This is a genomic window from Paenibacillus sp. GCM10027629 (assembly GCF_042676425.1).
Classification (GTDB): domain Bacteria; phylum Bacillota; class Bacilli; order Paenibacillales; family Paenibacillaceae; genus Paenibacillus_K; species Paenibacillus_K terrigena.
This window is the reverse complement of record NZ_JBHTGZ010000005.1, coordinates 44342-70595: the sequence shown is the minus strand read 5'-3', so window position 1 is coordinate 70595 and position 26254 is coordinate 44342. Positions and strand designations below refer to the sequence as shown.

At 49.3% G+C, this 26254-nt stretch carries 24 protein-coding genes; 8 read left to right on the top strand and 16 right to left on the bottom strand.

Features of this window, described 5'->3' with window-relative positions; genetic code table 11:
• Nucleotides 1-80: 80 nt before the first annotated feature.
• The 3 genes from rlmN to pdxR all read right to left on the bottom strand — a co-directional run bounded on the left by rlmN (nt 81) and on the right by pdxR (nt 3205).
• The gene (rlmN, locus tag ACFQZR_RS06270; RefSeq protein ID WP_379343997.1) at nt 81-1163 is read right to left on the bottom strand and encodes a dual-specificity RNA methyltransferase RlmN; all 1083 of its coding nucleotides are present in this window, start codon (nt 1161-1163) and stop codon (nt 81-83) included.
• A 34-nt stretch (nt 1164-1197) separates the two neighbouring features.
• Entirely contained in the window at nt 1198-1677 is a 480-nt protein-coding gene (greA, locus tag ACFQZR_RS06265; RefSeq protein ID WP_379343995.1) for a transcription elongation factor GreA, read from the bottom strand.
• Between the two features lie 91 nt (nt 1678-1768).
• The gene (gene pdxR, locus ACFQZR_RS06260) at nt 1769-3205 is read right to left on the bottom strand and encodes a MocR-like pyridoxine biosynthesis transcription factor PdxR (protein WP_379343993.1); all 1437 of its coding nucleotides are present in this window, start codon (nt 3203-3205) and stop codon (nt 1769-1771) included.
• A gap of 134 nt (nt 3206-3339) precedes the next feature.
• Between pdxR and ACFQZR_RS06255 the strand changes: the two genes are divergently transcribed.
• The 4 genes from ACFQZR_RS06255 (at nt 3340) to ACFQZR_RS06240 (ending at nt 8110) form a co-directional block, all read left to right on the top strand.
• Nucleotides 3340-3924: a GNAT family N-acetyltransferase gene (locus ACFQZR_RS06255; protein WP_379343991.1), complete on the top strand. Its 585-nt coding sequence runs from the start codon at nt 3340-3342 to the stop codon at nt 3922-3924.
• A 253-nt stretch (nt 3925-4177) separates the two neighbouring features.
• A complete protein-coding gene (locus ACFQZR_RS06250; RefSeq protein WP_379343989.1) occupies nt 4178-5938 on the top strand; it encodes a methyl-accepting chemotaxis protein in 1761 nt (586 codons plus the stop codon).
• Between the two features lie 331 nt (nt 5939-6269).
• Nucleotides 6270-7553, top strand: a complete 1284-nt coding sequence (locus ACFQZR_RS06245) for a histidine--tRNA ligase (RefSeq protein WP_379343987.1) — start codon at nt 6270-6272, stop codon at nt 7551-7553.
• Between the two features lie 80 nt (nt 7554-7633).
• The gene (locus ACFQZR_RS06240) at nt 7634-8110 is read left to right on the top strand and encodes an SRPBCC family protein (protein WP_379343985.1); all 477 of its coding nucleotides are present in this window, start codon (nt 7634-7636) and stop codon (nt 8108-8110) included.
• A 60-nt stretch (nt 8111-8170) separates the two neighbouring features.
• Here ACFQZR_RS06240 and ACFQZR_RS06235 read toward each other — a convergent pair whose 3' ends face one another.
• The 6 genes from ACFQZR_RS06235 to ade form a co-directional block, all read right to left on the bottom strand.
• Complete coding sequence (locus tag ACFQZR_RS06235) at nt 8171-9544, bottom strand: erythromycin esterase family protein (RefSeq protein ID WP_379343983.1); 1374 nt, start codon at nt 9542-9544, stop codon at nt 8171-8173.
• 6 nt (nt 9545-9550) lie between these two features.
• Entirely contained in the window at nt 9551-10183 is a 633-nt protein-coding gene (locus ACFQZR_RS06230) for an ABC-2 transporter permease (protein WP_379343981.1), read from the bottom strand.
• Entirely contained in the window at nt 10176-11042 is an 867-nt protein-coding gene (locus tag ACFQZR_RS06225) for an ABC transporter ATP-binding protein (RefSeq protein ID WP_379343979.1), read from the bottom strand. Before ACFQZR_RS06225 ends, ACFQZR_RS06230 begins: the two co-directional genes overlap by 8 nt.
• Nucleotides 11039-11422: a GntR family transcriptional regulator gene (locus ACFQZR_RS06220; RefSeq protein ID WP_018754407.1), complete on the bottom strand. Its 384-nt coding sequence runs from the start codon at nt 11420-11422 to the stop codon at nt 11039-11041. Before ACFQZR_RS06220 ends, ACFQZR_RS06225 begins: the two co-directional genes overlap by 4 nt.
• A 148-nt stretch (nt 11423-11570) precedes the next feature.
• Nucleotides 11571-12545 (bottom strand): aldo/keto reductase, encoded by a 975-nt coding sequence (locus ACFQZR_RS06215; RefSeq protein ID WP_379343976.1) that lies wholly within the window; start codon nt 12543-12545, stop codon nt 11571-11573.
• A 27-nt stretch (nt 12546-12572) separates the two neighbouring features.
• The gene (gene ade / locus ACFQZR_RS06210) at nt 12573-14366 is read right to left on the bottom strand and encodes an adenine deaminase (protein WP_379343974.1); all 1794 of its coding nucleotides are present in this window, start codon (nt 14364-14366) and stop codon (nt 12573-12575) included.
• Between the two features lie 169 nt (nt 14367-14535).
• Between ade and thrC the strand changes: the two genes are divergently transcribed.
• Nucleotides 14536-15924 (top strand): threonine synthase, encoded by a 1389-nt coding sequence (gene thrC, locus ACFQZR_RS06205; RefSeq protein ID WP_379343972.1) that lies wholly within the window; start codon nt 14536-14538, stop codon nt 15922-15924.
• 85 nt (nt 15925-16009) lie between these two features.
• Here thrC and ACFQZR_RS06200 read toward each other — a convergent pair whose 3' ends face one another.
• On the bottom strand, nt 16010-18049 hold the full coding sequence (locus ACFQZR_RS06200) for a Na+/H+ antiporter (RefSeq protein ID WP_379343970.1): 2040 nt from the start codon (nt 18047-18049) through the stop codon (nt 16010-16012).
• A gap of 199 nt (nt 18050-18248) precedes the next feature.
• Between ACFQZR_RS06200 and ACFQZR_RS06195 the strand changes: the two genes are divergently transcribed.
• Genes ACFQZR_RS06195 through ACFQZR_RS06185 form a run of 3 tightly spaced genes read left to right on the top strand, consistent with a single transcriptional unit; the run spans nt 18249 to nt 21200 of the window.
• A complete protein-coding gene (locus ACFQZR_RS06195) occupies nt 18249-19184 on the top strand; it encodes an iron-hydroxamate ABC transporter substrate-binding protein (RefSeq protein WP_379343968.1) in 936 nt (311 codons plus the stop codon).
• 4 nt (nt 19185-19188) lie between these two features.
• On the top strand, nt 19189-20196 hold the full coding sequence (locus ACFQZR_RS06190; RefSeq protein WP_379343966.1) for a FecCD family ABC transporter permease: 1008 nt from the start codon (nt 19189-19191) through the stop codon (nt 20194-20196).
• Complete coding sequence (locus ACFQZR_RS06185) at nt 20193-21200, top strand: FecCD family ABC transporter permease (protein ID WP_379343964.1); 1008 nt, start codon at nt 20193-20195, stop codon at nt 21198-21200. Before ACFQZR_RS06190 ends, ACFQZR_RS06185 begins: the two co-directional genes overlap by 4 nt.
• A 96-nt stretch (nt 21201-21296) precedes the next feature.
• Here ACFQZR_RS06185 and gpmA read toward each other — a convergent pair whose 3' ends face one another.
• From gpmA to ACFQZR_RS06155, 6 genes are all read right to left on the bottom strand, one after another.
• A complete protein-coding gene (gpmA, locus tag ACFQZR_RS06180) occupies nt 21297-22028 on the bottom strand; it encodes a 2,3-diphosphoglycerate-dependent phosphoglycerate mutase (RefSeq protein WP_379344902.1) in 732 nt (243 codons plus the stop codon).
• A gap of 163 nt (nt 22029-22191) precedes the next feature.
• The gene (locus ACFQZR_RS06175; protein WP_379343962.1) at nt 22192-23427 is read right to left on the bottom strand and encodes an ABC transporter permease; all 1236 of its coding nucleotides are present in this window, start codon (nt 23425-23427) and stop codon (nt 22192-22194) included.
• Nucleotides 23428-23452: 25 nt separating this feature from the next.
• A complete protein-coding gene (locus tag ACFQZR_RS06170; RefSeq protein ID WP_379343960.1) occupies nt 23453-24151 on the bottom strand; it encodes an ABC transporter ATP-binding protein in 699 nt (232 codons plus the stop codon).
• 138 nt (nt 24152-24289) lie between these two features.
• Nucleotides 24290-25243, bottom strand: coding sequence for an esterase/lipase family protein (locus ACFQZR_RS06165; RefSeq protein WP_379343958.1), 954 nt, complete (start codon nt 25241-25243; stop codon nt 24290-24292).
• Between the two features lie 177 nt (nt 25244-25420).
• Entirely contained in the window at nt 25421-25762 is a 342-nt protein-coding gene (locus tag ACFQZR_RS06160; RefSeq protein WP_379343956.1) for a DUF1801 domain-containing protein, read from the bottom strand.
• The gene (locus tag ACFQZR_RS06155; protein WP_379343954.1) at nt 25759-26214 is read right to left on the bottom strand and encodes a YciI family protein; all 456 of its coding nucleotides are present in this window, start codon (nt 26212-26214) and stop codon (nt 25759-25761) included. Before ACFQZR_RS06155 ends, ACFQZR_RS06160 begins: the two co-directional genes overlap by 4 nt.
• Nucleotides 26215-26254 lie beyond the last annotated feature (40 nt).

Genomic DNA, 26254 nt, shown 5'->3' with positions numbered 1-26254 from the left:
AAAAGAGCACCATCCTCCTCCCTAAGGTGAAGATGGTGCTCTGTTCTGTTATTTCCCAGGGAATGGGGTCGTTGCTGCGCCTAACCCGCTTCTGTGTGATCTTTATTGATCTGCTTGCTCCGCAGCTGCCCACAAGCCGCATCTATATCCGATCCGTGTTCCAGACGTACGCTGACGCTGATCCCGTTCTTCTTCATCACATCGAAGAATGCCCGTACAGACTCCTGCTCACTCCGCTGGTACTGGCTATGCTCGTCTACCGGGTTATACGGAATCAAATTCACATTGGCCAGCTTCTTCAGACGCGGGCGGGCTTGAATGAGCTCTGCAAGTTCGACAGCCTGCTCTAGGCCGTCATTCACATCCTTCAACAGGATGTATTCTAGCGTAATTCGACGGTTCGTCTTCTCCAGGTAATATTCAATCGCCTGCATTAACCGCTCAATCGGTATCGCCTTATTGATCTTCATAATCCGTGTCCGCAGCTCATTATTCGGTGCATGCAGCGATATCGCCAGGTTCACCTGAAGGTCGGAATCTGCGAATTCTTCAATTTTGTTCGCCAGACCGCTGGTAGATACCGTGATATGTCTTGGGCCAATCGCAAGTCCTTTCGCATCCTTGACCACATTGATGAAATCGGACATATTCGTGAAGTTATCGAACGGTTCGCCAATCCCCATGACCACGATATGCGTAACACGATCTCCCTGCCCTTGCGCATCCAGATGATGCTGAACCTTCATAATCTGCCCGACAATCTCACCGCTCGTGAGATCCCGGCTCTTCGCCAGCAGCCCGCTCGCACAGAAGCTGCAGCCGATGTTGCAGCCGACTTGCGTCGTAACACAGACGGATAATCCGAACTTATGTCGCATCAGGACCGTCTCAATCAAGTTGCCGTCTTCCAGTCTGAACAGGAACTTAATGGTTCCGTCCGTGGATTCCTGCTTCAAATATTCCGTTAAAGTCTCGATGGCGAAATTCTCGGACAATAGCGATATGCAATCCGAATGCACATCTTCCATCGCGGCAAAATCCGTAACCCGTTTCCGATATAACCAGTCCCAGACTTGCAGGGCTCTTGATTTCTTATGTCCACGCTCCGACAGCCATACAGCCAATTGATCGCGTGTTAATCCATAAATGGATGCTTTATTCATGCCTTTATCCTCTTTCCTATCTAGGGGTCCACCATTAGACCCTTTTAATCTCAAGCACTTCATAGCAGATGACACCCATCGGCGCCTCAACCTTAACGACATCGCCCACCTTCGTCCCGAGAAGCGCCTTCCCTAACGGACTTTCGTAGGAAATCTTATTATCAAGAACATCTGCTTCTTCGGCACCGACAATCTTATATTCCACTTGCTCCGCAAACTCACGGTCATGAAGAACAACCGTCGAACCGATATTCACCTGGGAATGATCCAGGTTGCTCGAATCCACCACACGTGCCCGCTTCAATTTGCCTTCGAGGACCAAGATTCGCGTTTCCATGAACGCCTGATCGTTTTTGGCGGAGTGATATTCGCTGTTCTCCTTCAAATCCCCATAACTGATCGCGAGTTTAATCCGAGCCGCGAGCTCTTTACGCTTCACATATTTAAGATCATCCAATTCGGCTTGTAATTGTTCTAAACCCTCGGGGGTCAAAATCACTTCTTCGTTCGCCATCTCAACAACTCCTAATGCATTATGATTACAATTCTACCTTATATGTGTGAAATATGCGAAATTGAAGTGAAACTTTCTGCTGGATCTCCTCTTAACCTTGTTCTTGGAACCATACGTCATATAACCGCTTGATCCCGGGTTCGATCCGTTCCAACTCAATCCCAGCGAAACCGATGAAAAACTCTCGATAGGGATATGACGACGGTTCTATCCAGGTATGGGCAGCCGAAGCGACACGAACCCCTGCTTCTCTAGCGCGCAAGACTAGCTCATGTTCCGTTAGCGGATGATCGATACGCAGCAAAATGTGGAAGCCCGCATCCTTCCCGATAATAATCGCCCTCTCCCCAAACACCTCTTGGATCGATTGGATGAGGAGATCATGCTTTTGCCCATATCGTTTGCGCATTTTGCGGATATGCTTCTCCAGATGCCCTCGCTCCATAAACGCTTGTAAGGTGCATTGATGAATGCGAGAGGCCGATTGTTCGAGCAGCATCTTATACTCAACCTGCTGATAGACTGTTATCAAGTCAGGAGGAAGTACCATGTAATGGATGCAAAAAGCCGGAGCTAGCACCTGTGAGAATCCACCCAAATAGATCACACGATTCCCGCCCTGTAAGCCCTGTAAGGATGGAATCACCCGACCATGATACCGGAATTCTCCATCATAGTCATCTTCAATAATATATCCCTGTACACGTTCTGCCCATTCGAGCAGCTGAAGCCGCTTCGCGATCGGCATCACGATCCCTCTCGGATATTGATGGGAAGGTGATACACAGACCGCCTGAACTTGTCGCGCATAGACTTCTTCCACCTGTATGCCGTTATCTTGAAGTGGAATCGGACACACCTGCAGCCCTTGCTGTCTAAATGTCTCCGCATGCAGAAGATAGCCCGGATTCTCAACCCCGATATGCTGTAACCGTCCCTTCAAGAGATGGCATATCAACGATAACAGATGATGCTGGCTTGAACCAATAACCACCTGCTCCGGTGTGCATTCACACCCGCGGAATTGACGAAGATAATTACTTATCTGCACGCGAAGGCCGTATTCGCCTTGCGGATCGCCATAGAACAGCAGGTCCTGATTGCTCTGCCGGAGCACTTGATTCGATAGCCGGCGCCATAATTCAAAGGGAAATATCGTGTGATCATTCTTCGATAGATGAAAGTCATACTGGTATTCTCGATTATCTCTCGCCGGCACAATTCGGGGAATAGACGATACAACGAATAATGCTCGCCCCGACTCGCTACCTCCAGCTTGCCGGTAAGGATCCGGGAGCTTCTGAACATAATACCCTCGCTTAGGCTGGCTATCCAAGAACCCTTCAGCGACAAGCTGACTGTACGCCAATTCAACCGTTGTCGCACTAACTCCGAGCGTCCCGGCTAAGGAGCGAATCGAAGGCATCCGCATGTGCTCCGTCAGCTCCCCTTCGGTAATTGCCGTCTTCACCTGCTCATATAATTGCGCATACTGGGGAGCTTTCGCATCGGGGTCCAGCTTTGACATTAAGACCTTACGCATCTTGCACCCCTATCTGTCCTTTAGAATTATTCAAATCTGTATATTCTCAAGTATACAGATTTGCGATACGGTATGTACATCACAACATGATCAAGCACGATCAAGTCAGGAGGCATCTCATGAGTCATAACGCCAAAACGGATCGTCCTGTACGATTCCTGGAAGGCACGAAGGTCTATTTACGCCCGGTGAACAGCGCGGATACAGAAGCTTATTATCAACTGCTGCACGATGCGGACATGCTTCGTCTAACCGGAACGCAGCATTATTTCACGAGAGAACAAATCGAGCGTTACATCGATAGCAAGTCACAGGATTCATCCAGCATTCTCCTACTCATCGCGGATGCTGCAACGGACGAGGTTATCGGCGATATTGCGCTGCAGGACATCTCCGATACCAATCGCAGCGCCAATCTACGGATCGCGATCAGTGCAGCGCGTCATCAAGGACGAGGCTATGGAACCGAAGCGATCCAGCTTCTCCTCGACTACGGCTTCGGCATTCGGAATTTACATCGAATCGAGCTAAACGTCTACGCTTATAATGAGCGGGCGCAGCATGTATATCGCAAATTAGGGTTTCAGCAGGAAGGCATTCAGCGAGACGCCCTATTCTACAATCACGAGTATCACGATGCGATCTTGATGAGCATGCTGGAGCACGAGTATCGTGCACGGTATTTGACCCACACCACTTCATAACCGAAACCTCGGGAATCATGCAGAAAACAGGACGGTATCGTCCTGTTTTTTCGTGCTGAATATCATTATTTTCCACGCCTTCCACTTTGTTGATCCGCCTCTCCATTTGCATATAACTTTTATATAAAATCCTTAAACTTCGATGCGAATAATGACGATAAATAAATAAATAAATAATCACAATCACAAATATTTATTTAGCTTCACCTGTAATGATGTCTTGTACTTCTTAGAATGTATTGGGGGGCTTATCGTGAAAAAGAAAAGTTGGGTCAACAGAAAAAGTTTAATTTTCAAATCTAGTGTTATTCTTGCTGTGTTATTCTTCCTGCTCGAGAGTATTCTTACGATCACGTCATGGTTGCAATTACGCAGTCAGCAGACGGACGAAATTCTCAACATGGGATGGACGCTGCAAAATGTGATTGCTCAGAATACTGGGGAGATTGAGAAAGCAAAAAAATTAGTTGGCACGAACGAATTCACGCAAGATCCAGGCATTCAAAGTCTCCAGCGGCAGCTCAACAGCATGAATCAGAATGAAATCATTTCGAACAGCTATATTTACTTGCCTGAAGTTGCCTCCAACGGGGATAACAAGAAAGTTACCATTCTCCTTGCTAACCAAGCGATGTACGATATGGACACCAAACCGGGAGACAAGTATGAAGCCACAGGCGCATTTGCCAAAGCATTTGATCAGATGGAGCAAGACGGCTACGCCATGTCTGAAGTATACAAGGATAAATATGGCGAATGGATCAGTATCATCAGCCCCATTACCGATAAGAATGGAAAGAAGCTTGCCATATTCGGCATCGACATTAAATACTCTCTCCTGAAAGAACAACAGAGCGCCATGCTCATCAAGACGGTCTCGATTGCGCTTTCCGTCGTATTCTCGTTCATCGTCTTAGTCATTTTCTTGGTACGTATCACGCTGCGTCCTATTCGGAAGTTGTCCGAGCTCAGTATGCGCGTCGCAGAGGGGGACCTTACGGTTACTATTCCGGTCCATAACCAAGACGAAGTCGGAATTCTATCGGCCAACTTCAATGCGATGATTCACAATATCCGTCAGCTTATTCAGAACGTACAGACCACGGCGGACAATGTTACCTCTTCGTCCAAGGTGCTAACCATGAGTGCAGAACAGACCTCCAGAGCGACCGAAGAGATTGCCGGCTCTATCCAAGAGGTTGCATCAGGATCTGAGACACAGAGGCAATCCGCAATGGAGAGCCAGATTGCGATGGAGGAAATGGCATCGGGCATTCAGCGGATCGCAGAGTCCTCTTCACGGTTGTCCGATTATGCACGCGAAGTAAGCGGAAATGCGGAGCATGGGAATGTGATTATCCGCCAATCCGTTCATGACATGCAAGAAATTCACCAATCTGTATCGAATACAGTGGGAATTCTGGCTACTTTACAACAACAATCCCAAGAGATTGAACACATTCTATCCACCATTACGAACATTGCGGGCCAGACCAACCTCTTAGCGCTGAACGCTTCTATTGAGGCGGCGAGAGTCGGGGAACACGGCAAAGGATTCGCTGTCGTCGCGTTAGAGGTTCGTAAGCTTGCGGATTTATCGCATAACTCTTCACAGCAAATATCGGAATTATTAAACGATATTGCAGCGAACATTCATCAGGCATCAACTGCGATGAACACCAGCATGGATCAAGTCGAGCATGGGGCACGTGCGGTGCATACCGCAGGCGAGACCTTTGGCGGTATCGTCGGTGCACTACAGAGCGTCAACGAGCAGGTGCATGAAGTCTCCGCAGCCGCAGAACAAATGTCAGCAAGCAGTGAGCAGGTTGCCGCATCCCTCGATGAGCTTGCTCGAATCGGCCAGAATGCTTCGCAGAATTCACAGAGCGTAGCAGCTTCTTCCGAAGAACAGATGGCCATGATGCAAGAGATCTCAAGCTCCGCATCGACTTTGCGGGATATGGTGATTGAGCTCGATCAGGAAGTGAAGAAGTTTAAACTGAACGAGTAACCGTTCAGAGGAGAACGAGGAGGACGCACATGAAGTGCGTTCTCCTCTTTTTGGTGTATAGAGGGAACCGGTTCGATGAAATCAGCCCTTGAATGTCCGCAGCGAATCCTCTATAATCGTTCTAAATCACGTTCTGAAGGAGATCATCACAATGGATACTATCCAATGGAATAATCAACTTCATCATTACAAACAGCGTTAGCACACCTGATCGACATTCAGGGTGGGCTAACGCTTCTCGCGTTGGCCCACCTGCGGCATATTGAGGCGCGCAGGACCTATGGGTCCGGCGCGTTTTTTGTTTTACCTACAAAAGAGAGGGATGACGGCCATGCAAAATGTAAAAGGAACCTATGATTTCTGGGGACAAGAACAAGCACTTCGGCAAAACATTCAAGCCACACTTCAGGACGTGTTTGAACTGTATGATTTCGAAGGAACGAATACGACCATTCTGAATGAGCTCGAACTGCTGACATCGAAATATGCAGGTGGGGATGAGATCATCAAGGAAATGTATCAGCTCACAGACCAAGGGGAGCGGCGGCTTGGACTTCGATATGATTTGACCATTCCTTTTGCGAAGCTGATCGCCATGAATCCAGGGTTTAGCTTGCCGATCAAACGATATGAAATGGGCAAAGTCTTCCGCGATGGCCCGGTGAAACGCGGTCGACTGCGCGAGTTTCAACAGTGTGACGTGGATGTAGTAGGCATACAGGGGCCCGAAGCGGAAGCAGAACTGATGCAGCTTGCGATTGAAGCATTTCGTAGATTAGAAATCCCCGTTACGGTGAAATGGAATAATCGCCGTTTTCTTGGGGAACTATTGGAATCCATAGGCGTGCCCTCCCAGGAGATGCTCTCGGTTATGCTGACGCTCGATAAAATCGAGAAAATCGGACCGACGGGAATTCAAGAAGAGTTGAACACCAAGGGACTAAGCAAGCAGGTTACAGATGCAATCCTTGAATTCGCTGCGAAAAAGGACTGGACCTTTGAGGACGTATGTTCGAAGTACGACGGACTTCAAGGACTCCCTGGTGCTATGGAGGTTCGCGCTCTACAAGTACTCATCCAATCGCTCGGACTATCACAAGCATGCCCATTCGACCCGTTCCTGTCGCGGGGGCTATCATTCTACACCGGCACCGTCTATGAAATCTTCGATGCTTCCCTGTCATATCCCTCCAGCTTAGGTGCTGGAGGCCGATACGATGCGATCATTGGACAGCTCATTGGTCGAAATGACATCGACTATCCCACGGTTGGGCTTTCGTTTGGGATGGAATCCATTATGGAGATGCTTAAGAACCGTGCGAACCCCTTGCCGGTTGCCTCCGTCCTCGTCATCCCCATTGGAGACACAGCTTCCGAAGCACTAAGCATCGCGGCCGAGCTTCGAGCGAACGGCATTCGCACACGGACGGATTTTACGAAGCGCAAATTGAAGAAATCTCTAGCGTCGGCCTCATCGCAAGGGATTCGATACGTCATCTTGATCGGTGAAGATGAAGCCCGCGCCCGGAAAGTGTGCCTGAAAGACATGAACGAGATGACCGAATCCGTGGTCACGGCGGAAGAAGCTCTCTACTGCATCGAACATAGCCTATAATCGCGTCTTTTCTGTATGGCATGATCGCCTTAACGTAGTATACAATCAGTCTTAGGAATCGAATGAAGGAGGAATGAGACATGCTAGCGAACATAACGCCAAATGGAGAAGGTTGCATTGCAGAATTCCGCCGCATATTGAAGCACCCCATCAAGGAAGTATGGGCTTACCTGACCGACAACGAGAAGCTGCAGCAATGGTTCTCGGAGTTACGAGTAGAAGCACTTCGCGAGGGCGGACGGATCCTATTCGACATGCAGAATGGTACATTCGAGGAGATGACGATTACCTCATTCGAGCATAACGCTGTACTTGCGTTTACGTGGGGGGAAGATGCCGTAAGTTTCGAATTACATCCAGCACAGGAAGGCACATTGCTCGTGATGAAGGAGACGATCCATCGGATTACGCCGCATACGCCGAGAGACCTCGCCGGATGGCATGTCTGTCTCGACGTCATTGCATCCCTGCTGGATGGACGAGACTTCGGGTCACGCGAGAAAGTGTGGAAGCCACTGTATGAACAATATAAAGAAGCTATGGATGCGCTGAAGTAGAACATCGCGTAACATGACATATGAAAGCCCCGACTTCGTGACGAAGCGGGGCTCCTTGTATTATTTCTTCGGTAAATAGACAGATGGTGTCGTCTTCTCGATGAATAAAATCCCATCATACTGCTCGCTCGGCACGAACGGCTCTTCGATCATGCCCCAATATAGGCCGGTATGCATACTATTCTTCCATTCCTTGTTGTCTGCCGAAGTTAGATCGAAGAATGCGTACGGTTTACCCGCACCTTTCAAGATCGTCTCCAAGCTGTTCGGACCCATCTTCGCGTTCACTGGCATAGTAGACCCATCATTCCCTCCTGTTGCCCCTCCGTACATGAATAGACCGATCGTGTACGATTGCTGTTTCAAGCGCGACGGCATCAGTTCTCCCATGTTCGGCACCGAACCGCCTTCGTACAAGTGAAGCTGAACCGGCGAAGCCATCACGGAATTGTTCTTCCGGAGATGATAGTTATGGCCCCATACGATGACTTTCTGATCCTTGTAGACATGGTCCACCAGCCATGTTAACGTGTTCGCCATCATCTCATCACGCAGGTAAGCGACATTCTCGCGCAGGCTCGTCGAGACCACATAATTCTCCACCGTAAGATTGTTAAAAGCCACTTGCGCCTTAAGTACATTCTGAATCATATAGATGCGATCCGAGATGACACGTTCCATAATCGGCAGAATCGTCTTATCGTTCGGGAAATCCTTCTGCAGTTCCGCTTCGTGCGCCGACATAAACTTCTGGATTTTCGTATAGCCATCCAGCACATATGCGTAGTCTTTATCCCAATCCTTTTGATCCCAATCCATGTTGAAATAGATATCGGTTAACTTGTTCTCCAGCTTCTTCGCTTCTTCCGCAAATGCTTTGTCGATTGGTGCGAACCATGTTTCCATGAACCGGCCAAATGCGCCATTCGGCTGCATATCAAATCCTGTCAGGATCAGAGGCTGCTTCGTCGTCGATTGCTGCTTGATATAATCGTACAACGGCATTAATTCCTGCGCATGCCATACCGGATAGATCGATTTGCGCAGCGTTTCTTCGGCTGTTAGTTTCGAGATCCCTGCATATGTACCGCTCGCGTCCCCTAACCCCGATTCGAAGGCTAGGACGTTAAAGCCCATTTCTTTATGTAAAAATTGCACGATTCTCGCTTTCGACTTATTGAACTCCGCCGCACCGTGCGAGCTCTCGCCAAGCATGACGATTCGTTTATCGCCAATCGCTTTCTTAAGGAATTTCAGGTCTTCGAACTTGTCATCCGTCTTAAATTCAATCGTCTGAATGGTATTCGCCTTCACAGGTAGCGGCTTCGCAGCTGGAGCTGCAGATGCCGAACTGAGCACGGAAGTCAGACCAATCGATGTAACCATGGCGCAAATCGCCGTAAATTTCATGATGTTTGCAAATGATGTTTTCATTGTGATTTATAAATCCTTTCTGTTGAACAAGTATTTGGCTAAGAAGTAAGAAGCAATGAATAGAAGCACGACACCTAATCCGATAAGCGCTACGCTCGCATTGTTGATTGAACCGACATTCTGTTTATGCATCAGGTACGTCCCGATATTCATGAACGGCGTTAACCCAATGAGTATAATCATGAAGGCCATGTTGATGATCGCCATGCCCTTTTTGCTAAGCCAGTAAAACAGAGGCAAGTAGATGGATACGAGCACCAAAGATATCCCGATCGAAGCCAGGAATTGTCCCATCGAATAAGCGGGCATGCCCAGACTTGGTTTCACGTAACGTACAATGGTGTAGAAAATATAGCAAGCAATCGCTGCAACTCCCGTATACAGAAGCGCTGTGGCATACTTCGACTTAACCATTTGCGCCCGGTTCATTGGCATCGTAATGAGAAACGCATGATTATCGTTCTTCACATCCGCACCCGTGCTCATCATCAACGTAGTGAAAGCCGTATAGACAGCGACCAGGAAGTAAGCTGACATGGTATTGGATATGAGAACAATACTGAAAATCACGAAATATAAAGGAATGAGTCCAAGCGAGCTCCTCATGACGATGAAATCTTTACGAATCAGGTTAAGCATAGATAGGACCTCCTTTAGCGGTATAATACATGATGTCTTCTAGTGAAGGCGTCTCAAGCACGGCATAGCTGCCGAACAGCTCCTGGGCTTGCTTGCGATCGTCGACGAGTCCTTCGAACCCCACCGATGTCTCGCGAAGGCCGATGAATCTCGCCCGAATATCTGCATCGAGCAGGTCTTGGCCGCCTTTGACGATCGCATAACGGTCCAATACATCGTCTTTCACATCGTTGAACACAAGCTTGCCGCGGTTAACGAAGGCTATGTAATCGGCAATCCGATCCAAATCGGTCGTAATATGCGTCGAGAATAGAATCGTATTCCGCTCATCCTGCATAATGTCAGCGAGCAGATCCAATAGCTCCCTGCGGAATACGGGATCAAGTCCCGAGGTAGGCTCATCCATAATGAGCAGCTCAGCCTCATGCGATAAGGCAATCGCTAGGGCGAACTTTATCTTCATCCCTTTGGACAACTCTTTGATCTTCTTCGTCGGCGACAACTCAAACTGCTCCATATAGCGGTTGAATTTCGTTTCATTCCATTTCGTATAGAAAGGCGCGATCACTTTCTTCATATCCTTCAAAGATAAATGCTCATAATAGAAACAATCATCGGAGACAATCCCTACGCGTTGCTTAATCGCAATCTCCTCGCTTGGCATCTCAGCGCCGAGCATGCGGATACTTCCCGCCGACGGACGGACGATGCCGAGCATCATCTTGATCAGCGTGCTCTTCCCTGCGCCGTTCGGTCCGATCAGCCCGGTGATATAACCTTTCTTGATATCAAGCGATATATTGTCAACGGAAAATTGGGAATAGGACTTGCTTAAGTTACGTACTTCTATGGCATTCATGATGGCTGTTCCTCCTCGAACAATAACTTCAGATGGTTGATAACGTCTTCCTCACTCATATTCAAATCACGACTCTCACGAATCACTTCAATCATTTTCTCTTCCAACAGCTTCATGCGCTGTTCCCGGATAAACTCCATATTGGCGCCCGAGACGAATGAGCCTTTGCCGACCACTGAGTCGATCAGTTTCTCCTTCTCGAGCTCCTCGTACACACGCTTTGTCGTAATCACACTCACTTGCAAATCCTTGGCTAGCTGGCGGATGGACGGGAGACTATCTCCGGCCTTCATCTCGCCGCTCAATATACTATGTCGAATCTGATTCACAATCTGGATGTAAATCGGATCTTCAGATGCGTGAGATATGATGATGTTCATTATCTACCTCCGATAATTGATGTGTGTTTATTAAGTAAATAGTGTATATATATACTATATACAATATTCGCAAAATGTCAACACTTGGATACAAAAAAATCCCCATCTCTTGGAAGATGGGGATTCGGAGCGATCAACTCGCAGCTTATTAAGATAGTCGATATAAGGCAAAAGGCTTGCCATCACGGAAAGGTTCGCTAATCTCCTGAAGGGATTGCGCGAGCTCAGGCGTAAGCTGGACTTCTAGACTTTGCAAGTTATCCTCCAGCTGCTCCGGCTTTGTCGCACCTACAATAACAGTTGAGACAACAGATTGATCCATCAGCCATGCAAGCGCTAGCGCGCTAGGCGTATAGCCTCGATCTGCAGCCAGTTTGCTTACTTGTTGCCCTAGTGTAATCGTCCGCTCATTCAGGAATCGGTTGAAGTTAGGATCCGTCTCTGCTCTAGACCCTTGCGGCGCTTGCTCGGCTGCAAGGTACTTACCGCTTAGAATACCGCCAGCCAGCGGGAAGTAAGGAATCAATCCAACGCCTTGATCGATACACATCGGGATAAGCTCCTGCTCTGGCGTACGATCAGCCAGCGAATAACTCGTCTGACTGGACACATATCGCACGAATCCGTTATTGTCGCTAATGCCTAGCGCCTTCATGAATTCCCAAGCCGCATAATTGGAAGCGCCGATATAGCGCACTTTTCCGGACCGTACCATATCATCCAGCGTGCGCAGCGTCTCTTCGATCGGTGTGTTCGGGTCGAACGTATGGATCTGGTACAAGTCAATATAATCCGTCTTCAGACGCCGAAGACTCTGCTCCAGCTCCTGCTGCAGATGATACCGCGATGAGCCGCGCGAATGCGGGCCCGTCCCGGTCGGGAGCCCGGCCTTCGTCGCTAGCACAACGTGCTGCCGCTTCCCTACGAGAGCTTCACCGATAATGCGCTCGGATTCCGTGCCAGCGTAGATATTGGCTGTATCGATGAAGTTGATCCCGCGATCGATCGCATGATGAATAATCCGAATAGAAGTATCCTCATCCGCGCGTTTGCCGAAGGCATTGGTTCCGAGACCTAATAATGATACTTCGAGTCCGCTTTTTCCGAGTCGACGATATTTCATACGTCTCCACTCCTCTACGTTCGAATATTATCCGATTTCTACATCAATCAGCTTGAATTGGGTAACATCGGCAAGACCGCGATTCGTGATTCGAATCTCTGGAATCACAGGCAGCGCGATCAGGGAGAATGTCATGAATGGCGCGTTCAACGGGCATCCGATTTTTTTCCACGCCTCATCGAGCTGAGTCACTTCTTGCACAACCTCTTGCAAGGATTTCTCCGACATGAGCCCTGCGATCGCAAGTGGCACTTGCGCAAGTACTTTACCGTCTCGAACGACAATCGTTCCTCCGCCGATGCGAACCAGCTCATTCGCTGCAAAAGCCATATCTTCCTCGCTCACGCCCATCACAATAAGATTGTGGCTGTCATGTGCGACAGTTGAAGCCACGGCGCCCGATTGGATCTGGAAGCCATGGGTAAACGCATTTGAGATCTGGCCAGTTCCATGGTGACGCTCAATACATGCAAGTCGAATGACATCCTGCTGCAGGTCCGGTTGAATGATGCCATCCACCACAGGCAGTACAGCCTTCCTCTTCTCCGTCCGCGCGCTATTCTCAATAGCGCCAATCACATTCACTTCGGTCTTATCCGCAGTACCCCGGCTTGCAAGCTTGAAATCATCCGCCGTTAACTCACGCTTTACATTCATCGAATTCAGAATATGTTCCGGATAGACAAATTTCGGGAGCTCCACGGTATATTGGCCCTGATCATAGATCACTTGACCATCGGTAATCACTGTTGAAGGAACAACGCGGTGGAGATCATCAATGAGAAGAATATCCGCACATTTCCCTGGAGCAATACTGCCAAGGTCTTGGTCCATGCGGAAATATCGCGCTACATTAATGGTCGCCATCTGAATCGCCGTTACCGGATCTACTCCCTCTTCAATCGCGCGACGAACAACATGGTTCAAATGCCCGAGTTCCACAAGCGTCTGCGGATTCACGTCATCCGTGACCAGCGAGATATTGCTCGTATTCACTTTATCGTCGGTCACGATCTTAATAACTTCCTTCACATCATGCCATGCGGAACCTTCCCGGATCATTAAGTGCATGCCCAGGCGAACCTTCTGAAGCCCTTGCTCCCGTGTCACCGTCTCATGATCTGACGTCACCCCAGCGTTAAGGTAGGCTTGCAGCATCCGATCATCATCACTTGGGAAGTGTCCCGTCACCGTCTTGCCTGCTTCAATCGTCGCTTCAATCTCGCCGCACATCTGCGGATCGCCGAATACGACGCCTGGGAAGTTCATGACTTCACCCAGTCCCACGACATTATTCCACTGCATCCCTGCACGAATATCCTGGACGGACAAGCTGGCTCCGGCATCCTCCAAGTCCATCGTCGCAGGGACACACGACGGGAAGGTCGTGAAGACTTTGAGCGGAAGCTGCTGCCCTTCCTCATGCATCAAGCGTACGCCCTCGCTGCCGAATACATTCGCAATCTCATGTGGGTCCATGAAAATACCTGTCGTCCCCGTCGATAGTGCCGCTCTAGCGAACTCCGTCACGGACAACATCGTGCTCTCGACATGCATATGTCCATCCAATAACCCTGGAGCGATGTATCTGCCTGCAGCATCAATAACGGTCGTCTGTTCCCCAATGGTGTGATCTGCGTTCCCTACAAGCGCAATTCTCCCTGCTACAATGGCAACATCGATCTGTTCGACGAGTTCGCCCGAGAATACATTCACGAGTATTCCATTCTTAATGATGAGGTCCGCATGGGCTTGCCCCATTGCGACATTCGCTAATTGTCTGCTGACCTCGGTCAGCTTGTTTCTTTTCATATCCGTCATGGCAGTACTTCTCCTTATCCAATTGAATAATTTCCATTTCATACTTATCCCTCATTTAACCAGTTCGGCCTGCAGATTTCAACGTTTTGACTGACTTCAAGTTCTGTATCGACCTTGACCCCCAGATCATGTACAATGGATGTAATTTTATTTAACGAGGAGATTAAATATGAAGTATATCAGCACACGGGGGCAAGTCGCCCCGATCGGGTTCATCGACGCCATCCTGATGGGACTCGCGAATGACGGAGGATTACTTGTTCCAGAACACCTGCCGCAATTATCCGAAGAGACACTGCGTCAATGGCAAGAGCTCACCTATCCCGAACTTGCGCTCGAGGTGTTCTCCTTGTTCGTGAACGATGAAATTCCAAGAGACGATCTGAAGAAGCTTGTTGATGACAGCTATGGCACCTTCCGCCATGAGGAAGTGACACCGGTCCACAAGCTAGACGATAAGCGTTATATTCTAGAGCTATTCCACGGCCCGACCTTTGCGTTCAAAGACGTCGCGCTTCAATTCTTGGGTAACCTCTATTCTTATGTGTCCAAAAAAACCAATTCGATCATCCACATCGTCGGTGCAACTTCAGGGGATACAGGAGCTTCGGCCATCGAAGGCGTACGCGGCAAAGAAGGCATTCGTATCTGTATCTTGCATCCGCATCAGAAGGTCAGTGAGGTGCAAGCCCTGCAAATGACGACGGTCGATGATGCCAACGTATTGAATCTTGCAGTCGAAGGTACGTTCGATGATTGCCAGCGCATCATCAAGGAGCTGTTCGCTGATGTCGACTTCAAGCATGAATACCACTTGCGTGCGATCAACTCCATCAATATTGCCCGGATTCTGGCGCAGACGGTGTACTACTTCTATGCTTACTTCCAATTGGCGAAGCAAGGCGTTGACCGCAAGATTAGCTTCAGCGTGCCGACAGGCAACTTCGGCGATATTTTCGCCGGCTACCTTGCACAGCAAATGGGATTGCCGGTCCATAAGCTCATCTTGGCGACGAATGCGAACAACATTCTCGAACGCTTCGTAAATGTTGGTTTGTACCAGCCTGGAGAATTCCGCGGTACGTACAGCCCATCGATGGATATCCAAGTGGCGAGCAATTTCGAGCGATATCTCTACTACTTGAACGGCGGGAACAGCGAAGTGGTGTCCACGCTCATGGCACAGTTCAAAGCTGAGGGACGGATCGTCGTAGAGTCCGATGCGCTGAGCCACGTGCAGTCCGACTTCTCCGCCTACAGCGTATCGAACGAAGCGTGTCTCGACACGCTGAGCGACTACTATACGAAATACAACTATCTCATGGACCCGCATACCGCATGCGGCGCAGCGGCAGCCGACAAGCTAGCTGCTGAGGACGATGTCACGATCATCCTATCCACGGCGCATCCAGCAAAGTTCGACGAGTCCATTCGCTTGCGTGAGATCCGTCAGGAATATCCTGCACAGATCCAAGCCTTATTCAATAAACCGCAAATTCGGACCGTTGTTAGCGGAACGAATGAGGCGATCAAAGATCAACTCGTGAAGTTCTTCTAATTGTAAGAGCATCTACGAATCCATGATGAAGAGCCATTCCGGCTGGTTGAATCGCAACCGTGGAATGGCTCTTTTTGCTGCTTACTCACGCCGGATCAAGCAGCAGCATCTCTTCATAGTTCATATTCTGCAGCAGCTTGAGCCGCGTTGCAGGCGTAATCTGCTCTGATTCTTCTAGTTTCTGCACCAGATCTCGCTTCAATTGAATGCTCAGCAGCCGTACCTCGCTCACCTTCTCCATGAAGTTCGCTTCTTCTTCCTCACTGAGCGTTGCCTGCTGCAGCCTTGCATAATACTGAATCATGAACATCGCCTCGTAACGATTATCCGGCGTCATATGCTGCTGAATCGCTTGAATCGCAGCCTGCCGGAGTCCCCCTTTTACGCGATGCAGCTCTTCGACGAACTCCGTCATCTTCTTCGTGCGGGATGCGAGTTTGGGCGGCAGCTGCGCGGCACTTAACTTCTTCAATTTCTTCTTCATCCAATACATCTTATATCCGAACCATATTCTACGTAGATTGGAGCGCACGGTATAGAGCTCCTGAGGTTCGCTAATCACCGGATAATGCATCATCAATTGCGAGGACACCTCGCCTTGTTCGATCATTTCCGTCAGCTTCTTCATCTCTGCTTCGCGAGCGATCTCCTGGAGTTTACGCAATACACTGCTCGATAGCCGGGACGCCTTGCCTTCCTCCATCATACGCCGTTGTTCCTCCAGCTCACGAATCACGCGGAAGGTCGCACGCTTATGTCCTTGATCGGACTCCGCATGCAACAGTTGGATGGTCCGCTGGAGAATGAGCTGGGTCGCTTCTTGAATAGACAGAAGTGACTTCTCGTCCTTTACGTGATGAGTTGCATGCCTTAAGGTCAGCGGCAGAACGACGGTCGCGAAGATCAAGCTAAGGAGAATGACCCCAGCCGAGATGAATAGAATCGTATTCCGGTAAGGAAATAGCGTCCCGTTAGAAAGCTCATAAGGGATAGACATCGCTGTCGCCAGCGTTATCGTTCCATGGATGCCGCAGGTTGCAGTCAAGAACGCATACCGACCTCTGGATACATTGTCGGCTTCTCCATGAGGCTCATGCCCCTCGATCGCAGCGAAATTGCGATGGAGCACATATACCCAGATATACCGAATTAAGAATAGCCCCACGCTAATGAGGAGTGTAAAGCCAAGAACCACCATGATCGATATTTCTTGGCTCGTGAGCAATCCATGCACGACTTCCGGAAGAAGAAAACCCAGCAGCACGAATACAAACCCATTAAATAGATAACTAAGGACGGACCAAGTCGTACTCGAGGTGATCTGGATCTTCGTCGACGTCTGTTGGAGCCTGTCCCGCTCAATGCCATGGATGATCCCCGCAGCGACCACCGCTAGAATGCCGGAGACCGCTAATTCCTCCGCAATAATGAAGATCACGAAGGGCGTTATAAATTGAATCGCGACGAGCGAATTCACCTCTTCGAACCCATTCTGCCTAAGCGATAGCCTTAACTTAACGAATAAGAACCCGCAGATCAGTCCCGCTAGAATACCCCCGATCGAGACGATGAGAAAATTGAACGTCGCCGCTTGAACGGAGAAGACACCTGATAACACAACCGCCAGTGCTACCTTGAAGCTCACAATGCCCGCCGCATCATTCAGCAGCGACTCCCCCTCCAGAATAGGCATCAGGCTCGATGGCAGCGGAAGCCCCTGCGTTATCGACTTCACAGCTACCGCATCCGTCGGAGATAATACCGCAGCGAGTGCAAATGCTGCCGCAAGCGGCATGGACGGAATTAATATATGTATGGCATAACCAAGCCCTATGACCGTAATTAATACCAAACCCAAGGCCATGAATAAGATCGGCTTGCGATAGACCCATAATTCTTTGCGCGACGTCACGCGTGCATCACTGAATAATAAGGGAGCAATGAGACAGACCATGAATACTTCAGGTTCGAACTCTAGGGTGAGAGGGATGAAAGGCAACCACGACACCATCGCACCGAGTAAAATTTGAAATAAGGCAAGCGGTACGCGCGGGAACTTCTTATTCAGCACTGTAGCCACGACGATCACACCGATAAGCCCTAATAAAGGAATGACAAATTCCATTAGATACTCCTTTCTTCACAACCACGACGAGCAGCATTATGCATAAACCTAATTGACATATTATTCGCCACCCACATTTAACCATACGTAAAAATAGATAAAAATTGTTGACATTGGGCGAGAATCCCTATATCTTATTTAAGTACTGACATTGATAATCATTATCATTTATGATAACTAGCTTAAAGGAGAACCGATCATGAAAAAACTATTACTCCCCGTCCTTGCTGTACTCGTCATCTTGATGAGCGCTTGCAGCAGCCAAGCAGCTAAGCCAGCGGATGAATCCACAGCGAAAGAACCTGCGAAGGCAGAGCAGCCCGCAACATTTACGTACCAATCCGAGACGGGCCCTGTCGAAGTGCCTAGCCATCCTGAGCGTGTCATTGTCCTATCGTCGTATGCAGGCAATGTGATGTCGCTTGGCGTTAAGCTTGTCGGCGTCGATTCTTGGTCGAAGATGAACCCACGGTTCCAAGATCAATTGAAGGACGTCCAAGAAGTATCGGATGAGAACCTAGAGAAGATCATCGAACTTGATCCGGATCTCATCATCGGTTTAGATACGACAAAGAATGTGGACAAATTGAAAGAAATCGCGCCAACCGTGACCTATACTTACGGCAAGTTAGACTACTTAACGCAGCATATCGAAATCGGCAAGTTGCTGAACAAAGAGAAAGAAGCACAAGCCTGGGTCGATGATTTCAAACAACGCGCAGCCAAGGCAGGCGCTGATATCAAAGCAAAAATCGGTGAGAATGCCACCGTATCGGTTATCGAGAACTTCGATAAGCAGCTCTATGTCTTCGGCGACCACTGGGCACGCGGTACGGAGATCCTCTATCAGGAAATGAAATTGAAAATGCCTGAGAAAGTGAAAGAACTGGCTATGAAGCCCGGCTATTATGCACTATCCGCCGAGGTATTGCCTGAGTTCGCTGGCGACTATATCATATTCAGCAAAACCAAAGATACTGACAATTCGTTCCAAAATACCGATACGTACAAAAACATTCCTGCTGTGAAAAACAATCGTGTCTTTGAAGCGGATGCCAAATCGTTCTACTTCAATGACCCGTTAACGCTTGAATTCCAACTTCAATTCTTTATTGATAAATTTCTAGGGAACTAAGCCGATGACGAATCGACGTCCCATCCCATTTGTCTATAAACTGATCGCAGGAATTCTCCTGTTCGTGGCGATGTTCACGGTTGCGATGGTATTTGGGGCAGCCGATACATCCCTTAAGGATGTGTGGCTCGCGCTAACCTCGGCAGACGCTACGGGAGATAAAATATCGTTGATTCGTGAAATTCGCTTACCTCGTGAAGTTGCAGCCATCTTCGTCGGAGCGGCGCTTGCCGTCTCCGGCGCGATGATGCAAGGCATGACGCGTAACCCGTTGGCCGATCCAGGCCTGCTTGGGTTAACCGCTGGCGCTAATGCAGCGCTCGCCGTGACCATGGCCTTCATTCCGGGTGCGAATTATTTCTATATTATGATTGCATGCTTTATTGGAGCTGCGCTGGGGTCCGTCCTCGTGTTCGGGATCGGTACGATCAAGAAGGGCGGCTTCTCTCCGCTTCGAATCGTGCTTGCCGGTACAGCCATTTCTGCTTTCTTGTATGCGATTGCGGAAGGAATCGGCATCTATTTCAAAATTTCAAAAGACGTATCCATGTGGACCGCAGGTGGGATCATCGGAACTACATGGGAGCAGCTTCAAGTCATTGTGCCCTTCATTATCGTCGGGCTTCTGATTGCCATGGCGCTCTCCAAGCAGTTGACGATCTTGAGCCTAAGCGAAGAGGTCGCCGTCGGGCTAGGACAGAAGATCCAGAAGTTAAAAGCACTGTTGATCTTCGCGACCATTCTGCTCGCAGGCGCATCCGTTGCACTGGTCGGCAATATGACGTTTATCGGATTAATGATTCCACATATCGTGCGTGCGGTTGTCGGCAATGATTATCGCTACACGATTCCGATGTCCGCGATTACAGGAGCCGCATTCATGTTGTTCGCTGATACGCTCGGACGTACGATCAATGCGCCTTATGAGACGCCTGTTGCAGCCATTGTGGCGATGCTTGGCTTACCTTTCTTCCTGTTTATCGTTCGTAAAGGAGGGAAGTCCTTCTCATGATTCAACCTGCACTTATTCGCAAGCAACGGCTTATTCTACTTATTTTACTCGTACTTATTATACTTACGGTTACGATTAGTATGGGACTGGGGTATTCGAAATTGTCGTATGATCGACTTCTCCCTACACTGTTCGGGCAAGGCACATTCAAAGAAGAATTCGTCCTATTCTCGATTCGACTGCCGCGGATCGTGATTACGCTCTTAGCCGGGATGGCTCTCGCGCTATCAGGTTCGATTCTTCAAGGAATAACGCGCAATGATCTGGCTGATCCTGGTGTCATCGGCATCAATTCAGGAGCTGGCGTAGCGATTGCAGTCTTCTTCTTGTTCTTCCCGATTGATGCAGGCTCCTTTATCTATGTAATACCGATCGTTGCCTTTATCGGGGCGTTGATTACGGCTGGTCTGATCTATGTGTTCGCGTATCACAAGGACACGGGCCTTCAGCCGGTTAAGCTCGTGTTAACCGGGGTTGGGTTCTCCATGGCACTATCCGGCATCATGATTGTCCTGATCTCGTCGGCTGAACGTACCAAGGTTGATTTTATCGCCAAATGGCTTGCCGGGAACATCTGGGGTACGGATTGGCCGTTCGTCTGGGCGATCTTGCCTTGGCTGGTCATCCTCATTCCATTTACGCTCTATCGGGCCAATCGCTTGAACCTGCTCGTGATGAATGAGCCCGTCACTATCGGTGTCGGTGTCTCCATCAACAAGGAGCGCCTCATTCTGCTGTTAGTTGCGGTTGCTCTATCTGCTTCCGCTGTCTCGGTTACAGGTGGGATCGCCTTCATCGGACTGATGGCACCGCATATCGCCAAAGCGCTGGTCGGTCCTCGGAATCAACTGTTCATTCCGATCGCCATTCTGATCGGCGGATGGCTGCTCTTAGTCGCAGACACCATCGGCCGCCAAATCGTCGGTCCTGACGGTATTCCCGCAGGGATTATGGTCGCCTTGATCGGTGCACCGTATTTTATCTACTTATTGCTCAAACGATAATACAAGAAGCCTCCACAGGCCCTTTCATAGGGACAACGGAGGCTTCTTCATTTGATAGCCGTATCCCTTTCTAGTTGCGGATTTGGCTTCATCCCATCATATATGCTTCGGAATTGCGTCTTCCGCCACTTCGCCATCCATATCGAGATAATAGTGCCGGATCGGCTTCAGGTCTTCATCGAGCTCATACACCAGTGGTACGCCAGTCGGAATATTAAGATCGACAATCCCATTCGCAGGGATATTGTCCAGATATTGCACGAGCGCACGGAGTGTGTTGCCATGGGCCGAGATAATGACCTTTTCCCCTTTGCGAATGGCGGGCGCAATTTCTTCCGTCCAATATTTTAGCACCCGTCTCTCCGTATCTTCCAAGTTCTCCGTTAGAGGGAATTCCACCTCCGCCAAGGACTTATATTTCGGATTCGAAGCTTCATATCGCTCATCATTCTTATCTAACGCCGGGGGTCGCAGTTCCGCAGATCTTCGCCACTGCATGACCTGCTCCTCGCCGTATTGCTTCGCCGTCTCTGCTTTGTTCAGCCCTTGCAGCGCGCCATAGTGCCGCTCGTTCAGCATCCATGTCTTATGAACAGGAATCCACATCAAGTCCATCTCATGAAGCACAATCCATAAGGTACGGATCGCCCGCTTAAGCACGGACGTATACGCCTCATCGAATACATACCCATGTTTCTTCAAGATTTGCCCGGCTTGACGCGCTTCGTTCAGACCGTTCTCGGATAGATCCACATCCGTCCAACCTGTAAATCGATTCTCTACATTCCATACGCTTTGCCCATGGCGAATAAGTACGATTTTCATAATGGCTCACTTCTTTCCATATTGAAGGTGGTTACGGGTGTTATCTTGCCCAATTTCATACAAAACAAGAAGAACCGACTTCGTCGTCCTTATTGGACGACAAGCGTATCTTCGGAAATATAAGAACAATTTATCAGTGAAACTTATAAATTCTTATATTTGAACATTATTTGCGAATATCGATCGCACCGATCGAATGTACGATGATCCAGCCGAACAACGCACTTACAGGAAGCGCGAAGATCCCGCCCCACACCCCTTGGATCAATAGGCCGGTAACCAGACCGAGTACCAAGGTGAGCGGCAGCATCATGCCGTATACCGCGATCGGTTTAGCCGACTGGAGGTCCTCCTCCCGCCAACGAAACATTTTGACATACGCCGATTTCACGAAATCATTCCAGTCGCCCTGCATCCAATACCAGATTAACAAGATTAGCCCTACGTACACAATGATCTTGATCGTCGCAGGGGTCAGTAACACAGCAACAAGACCTGCACCTAGAAACTGGAGCATCGTCTTTAATTGCAAATTCGAACGGTATACGGATTTGATCGCGAGTTCGGCCACCACCATATGCGGCTTGCGGGAAGAGAATACATGATTCGAATGGCGGAATAACATCGGTCTGCGCATCCGAAACCATGGGGACTTCTCCAAAGTATTATGCAGCAGCAAGCCTGTCAATCGCATCCGCTGCTTGCCCTCTACGATGATGTCCTGTTCGAAAGCATTCACGCGCTGTATACGTGACCGCATGAACACCACGATGATCGCCGCCACCAGCACTGCACACCCAAACAGCAGCCATGTTAGCTGATTACATCGAAGAGCAAGCAGCACATACAATGCGCCGCCAGCCGCGGTCACGCCCCATTTAATCAGCCAGCGCCGCCAGCCTGAGAACGATATCTGGATGCGATTATTTATGAAGGACCATAGAATTGAATAGCTTAGATGGAACAGGAGAAGTCCTGTCCACGCCGTCCACGTCCATCCGAAGGAACGGATCCCGATCGGCAGCACCGTCACGTAGGCCAAGACACTGATGATTGCATCCAGCGCCATACTGTAGAGACACCCAACCCGAGTTAGCGTGTGTACCCAGTTTTCTTTTTGCCGAAGAAATAAGACGTCCGCTTCTTGCACCAGCACGCGGATATTTCCTCTTCTCGCACAGAGGAATAAGAGCGCCGCCACAACAGATGCTGGCATATATTCAATCCAGACGGGGAATGCATCCGTCCACAATGAACGATATCCGATAATCGCGAAAAAAATGCCCGGTATAATCAAGTACAGCATAACGGTCCAGTCTACTGCACTCCGCAGCGCTTTATATTGATAGACCGCTTCTTCTCTTAGCCGTCTCGTCGCTAGTTGCTTCGCATTGATGCGCATGCCTGTTCACCCTACTCTCTCTCACTCAAGTTAAAGCATCGAAACAATCGAGCAGCGTGCCATCAGGCAATCCGCTCTGAGCCTGAATCTCGGCAAGCGTGCCGCTCGCAACGACTCTCCCCTGGTCGACCATGACGAAGGAGCTGCAGATCCGCTCGGCCGTATCAAGCACATGAGTCGACATCAACACACCCGCACCGCGTTCCCGCTCCAAATCCAGCATGCGGAGGAAATCCTTCGTCGCTCTCGGATCCAGCCCGACGAAGGGCTCGTCCACAATGTAGACATCCGGCTCGGTTAAGAAACCGATGACGAGCATCATTTTCTGCTGCATGCCTTTGGAGAAACTGGCTGGGAGCTGATGCTTTACATCTTGAAGCCGGAATTGCCGCAGCAGTTCATTCGCTCGCCGTTCGAATACGTCCATAGGGAGGTTATAGGCAGCTGCCGCCAGCTCTAAATGCTCCCACAACGTCATCGCATCATACATAATCGGTTTCTCCGGAATATAACCGTAGGACTGCTGTGGACCTGTGAATCGGATCTCGCCTTTACAATGCTTCAGTAAGCCCATTAGGCTCTTCATCGTCGTACTCTTGCCCGCGCCGTTCGGCCCGATCAATCCTACCAATTCGCCGGGTTTCACTTCGAACTGAATTTCATGAATTTTCGGCTCGTGGACTTCGTAACCCGCTTCGATAATATCCACTTCTAACACTGTCATACTTGTCCGCTCCCTTCATTACCTGCTATCCTTTTCATTTTAACGCAAAAACGCGAACGACGACACGCGAGACACAACAAAGACACTAGCGCCTCATACTCAATCTAGTGTCTTTGAGCTCAATTCACCTATCTCTATTCAAATCAACTTCGAGCGAAGAATGAACTCACTGCGTAATAACACCTGCATATGATTGCCTTCAACGAGATGTTTGTCGCCCTCCAGCACAAATACGCTGCTCACCATGACATTCCCGTCACCCGCATCACTATTGACCGTACGCCAGACGGGGGCGCCATCAAGCTCCCCATTATTCATCGATCCTTGCACCATGCGAAGAAATTGCACGGTACGAGTCCCAATCCCTGCGATTAATGTCACCCGGATTCCGCGATGGTACATAATTGCACGACCCGCATTCAATCGATCGAGGAAAGCATTCTGTATCTGCATCGTGCGATATGGAACGAACCGCATCGCATTGTCACAGCCAACGACGAGGTAATCACCATAATCCCTGGCAGGCACGAGTTCATGCAAGCTCGGAAACAACGTATGTACGGCTTCGAGCGGATTCTCCGGGTTGTCATGCTTCAAATTATCCAAGTAACTGTTCATGGCCATGGTAACGATATTCTCAGATGCCTCCCAATCGGGCTCTAGTGTCCCCCCGGTCCAGTAGCGATAATTGGACGGCGATCCTGCATTGGGCGTACATAACAGGATGAGCTGGTCTACATCGTCCTGATAATGCCTGCTCTGAACATAACCTCTCGCGACCAATCCTCCCATACTGTGGCAGATGAGATGGACACGAGCTGCCCCCGTTACACGTCTAGCTTTGTTCAAGACAGGCATAAGATACGTATCCACGATATCGGGAATACACTGCCGCCAATCGTAGTAGGCGATGAACAAATCAACATGTAATTGATAACCCATTTCCTGCAGCAATTGAATGAACGGTTCGTAGAATACGCCCGCCACGCCGAAACTCCAATGCCCTGTCCCTGGAATAATGGTACTGCTCATTGATCCGAACATCCCTGGGACAAAGACGAGGGGTGTCCGGTTCGTGCGACGGATCGGCATGTTCCACCAACTTTTTCTACAAACTGTATTGCTTTCACTCTTATGCTTATGCCTTCTCTATCCCATGAATTCGTTCGTCTTTCGCCTCTTTGACGCAAAAAAGAACCGCCCCAAGCACATGTGTGCTGCAAAGAACAGTCCTTCTCCTACCTGACAACTTAAACCTGATATTCGCAATCAAAGTACGCTCGATGCTTGGCTGACCCATGACACGAGCTGTCCGGAATCCACCGTATCCCCCTTGCGCAGCTTCAAGGTCTTTCTTTCTGGCGGGCCATCGAACATTCCCTCTGGAAGCTCCAGGTCCGTAGCATGAAAAATCGTAAAGCTAACCGCATCCTTGGAGGTCGAGATCACAGCGGCATATTTGCCATTTTTCAGAAAATGGGGCTTCTTATACTGCATACGCTCCTGCACTTCCGGTATCGCCTGATGCACAATCTGACGCAAATTCGTGGACAGTTCTCCCTGCCATGGTTCTTTTAACGCTTCGATAAAGTCGGTGATTTCCTGATTCATCTTGTATATGCCCCTTTATTATATTTTTTCAACATGCTCCGTTGGTCTTCTAAATCATCTTCCATTGCCAGAATCCGGGGGTTCCTTGGCGTGTGCCGATTCTCTTCGAGCTTGCGCACCTCGATTTCAAATGCCACAGGCCCATAAGGGACCGGCATCCGGCGCGCCCAATCGATCGCTTCCTCTTCAGAACACACATCAATTAGCGTATACCCCGCAATGAGCCCTTGATCTACTGGAAAAGGTCCCGCCGTTACTTCAGGCTCTCCGCCATGTACCGGATACCCGATTCGAAGCCCGGTGCCACTCGGCTGAAGTTCTTCGTCCGCGAGGAGCACACCGGCTCTAGCCAACGATTTCATATAAGCTATCCTCGCCTCATCATATGCCTGACTGTGCTTCACACCCGCCTCTGAGTACGCTGTCGTCTTGATTATCAACATAAATCGCATTATCGTTTCCCTCCTAATCGAAAGATGATCTAGGTCAGCG

Coding starts and splice junctions, on each gene's coding strand:
- rlmN (WP_379343997.1), bottom strand. CDS start 1,163: ATGAATAAAGCATCCATTTATGGATTAACACGCGATCAATTGGCTGTA.
- greA (WP_379343995.1), bottom strand. CDS start 1,677: ATGGCGAACGAAGAAGTGATTTTGACCCCCGAGGGTTTAGAACAATTA.
- pdxR (WP_379343993.1), bottom strand. CDS start 3,205: ATGTCAAAGCTGGACCCCGATGCGAAAGCTCCCCAGTATGCGCAATTA.
- ACFQZR_RS06255 (WP_379343991.1), top strand. CDS start 3,340: ATGAGTCATAACGCCAAAACGGATCGTCCTGTACGATTCCTGGAAGGC.
- ACFQZR_RS06245 (WP_379343987.1), top strand. CDS start 6,270: ATGCAAAATGTAAAAGGAACCTATGATTTCTGGGGACAAGAACAAGCA.
- ACFQZR_RS06240 (WP_379343985.1), top strand. CDS start 7,634: ATGCTAGCGAACATAACGCCAAATGGAGAAGGTTGCATTGCAGAATTC.
- ACFQZR_RS06235 (WP_379343983.1), bottom strand. CDS start 9,544: ATGAAAACATCATTTGCAAACATCATGAAATTTACGGCGATTTGCGCC.
- ACFQZR_RS06230 (WP_379343981.1), bottom strand. CDS start 10,183: ATGCTTAACCTGATTCGTAAAGATTTCATCGTCATGAGGAGCTCGCTT.
- ACFQZR_RS06225 (WP_379343979.1), bottom strand. CDS start 11,042: ATGAATGCCATAGAAGTACGTAACTTAAGCAAGTCCTATTCCCAATTT.
- ACFQZR_RS06220 (WP_018754407.1), bottom strand. CDS start 11,422: ATGAACATCATCATATCTCACGCATCTGAAGATCCGATTTACATCCAG.
- ACFQZR_RS06215 (WP_379343976.1), bottom strand. CDS start 12,545: ATGAAATATCGTCGACTCGGAAAAAGCGGACTCGAAGTATCATTATTA.
- ade (WP_379343974.1), bottom strand. CDS start 14,366: ATGACGGATATGAAAAGAAACAAGCTGACCGAGGTCAGCAGACAATTA.
- thrC (WP_379343972.1), top strand. CDS start 14,536: ATGAAGTATATCAGCACACGGGGGCAAGTCGCCCCGATCGGGTTCATC.
- ACFQZR_RS06200 (WP_379343970.1), bottom strand. CDS start 18,049: ATGGAATTTGTCATTCCTTTATTAGGGCTTATCGGTGTGATCGTCGTG.
- ACFQZR_RS06195 (WP_379343968.1), top strand. CDS start 18,249: ATGAAAAAACTATTACTCCCCGTCCTTGCTGTACTCGTCATCTTGATG.
- ACFQZR_RS06190 (WP_379343966.1), top strand. CDS start 19,189: ATGACGAATCGACGTCCCATCCCATTTGTCTATAAACTGATCGCAGGA.
- ACFQZR_RS06185 (WP_379343964.1), top strand. CDS start 20,193: ATGATTCAACCTGCACTTATTCGCAAGCAACGGCTTATTCTACTTATT.
- ACFQZR_RS06175 (WP_379343962.1), bottom strand. CDS start 23,427: ATGCGCATCAATGCGAAGCAACTAGCGACGAGACGGCTAAGAGAAGAA.
- ACFQZR_RS06170 (WP_379343960.1), bottom strand. CDS start 24,151: ATGACAGTGTTAGAAGTGGATATTATCGAAGCGGGTTACGAAGTCCAC.
- ACFQZR_RS06165 (WP_379343958.1), bottom strand. CDS start 25,243: ATGCCGATCCGTCGCACGAACCGGACACCCCTCGTCTTTGTCCCAGGG.
- ACFQZR_RS06160 (WP_379343956.1), bottom strand. CDS start 25,762: ATGAATCAGGAAATCACCGACTTTATCGAAGCGTTAAAAGAACCATGG.
- ACFQZR_RS06155 (WP_379343954.1), bottom strand. CDS start 26,214: ATGCGATTTATGTTGATAATCAAGACGACAGCGTACTCAGAGGCGGGT.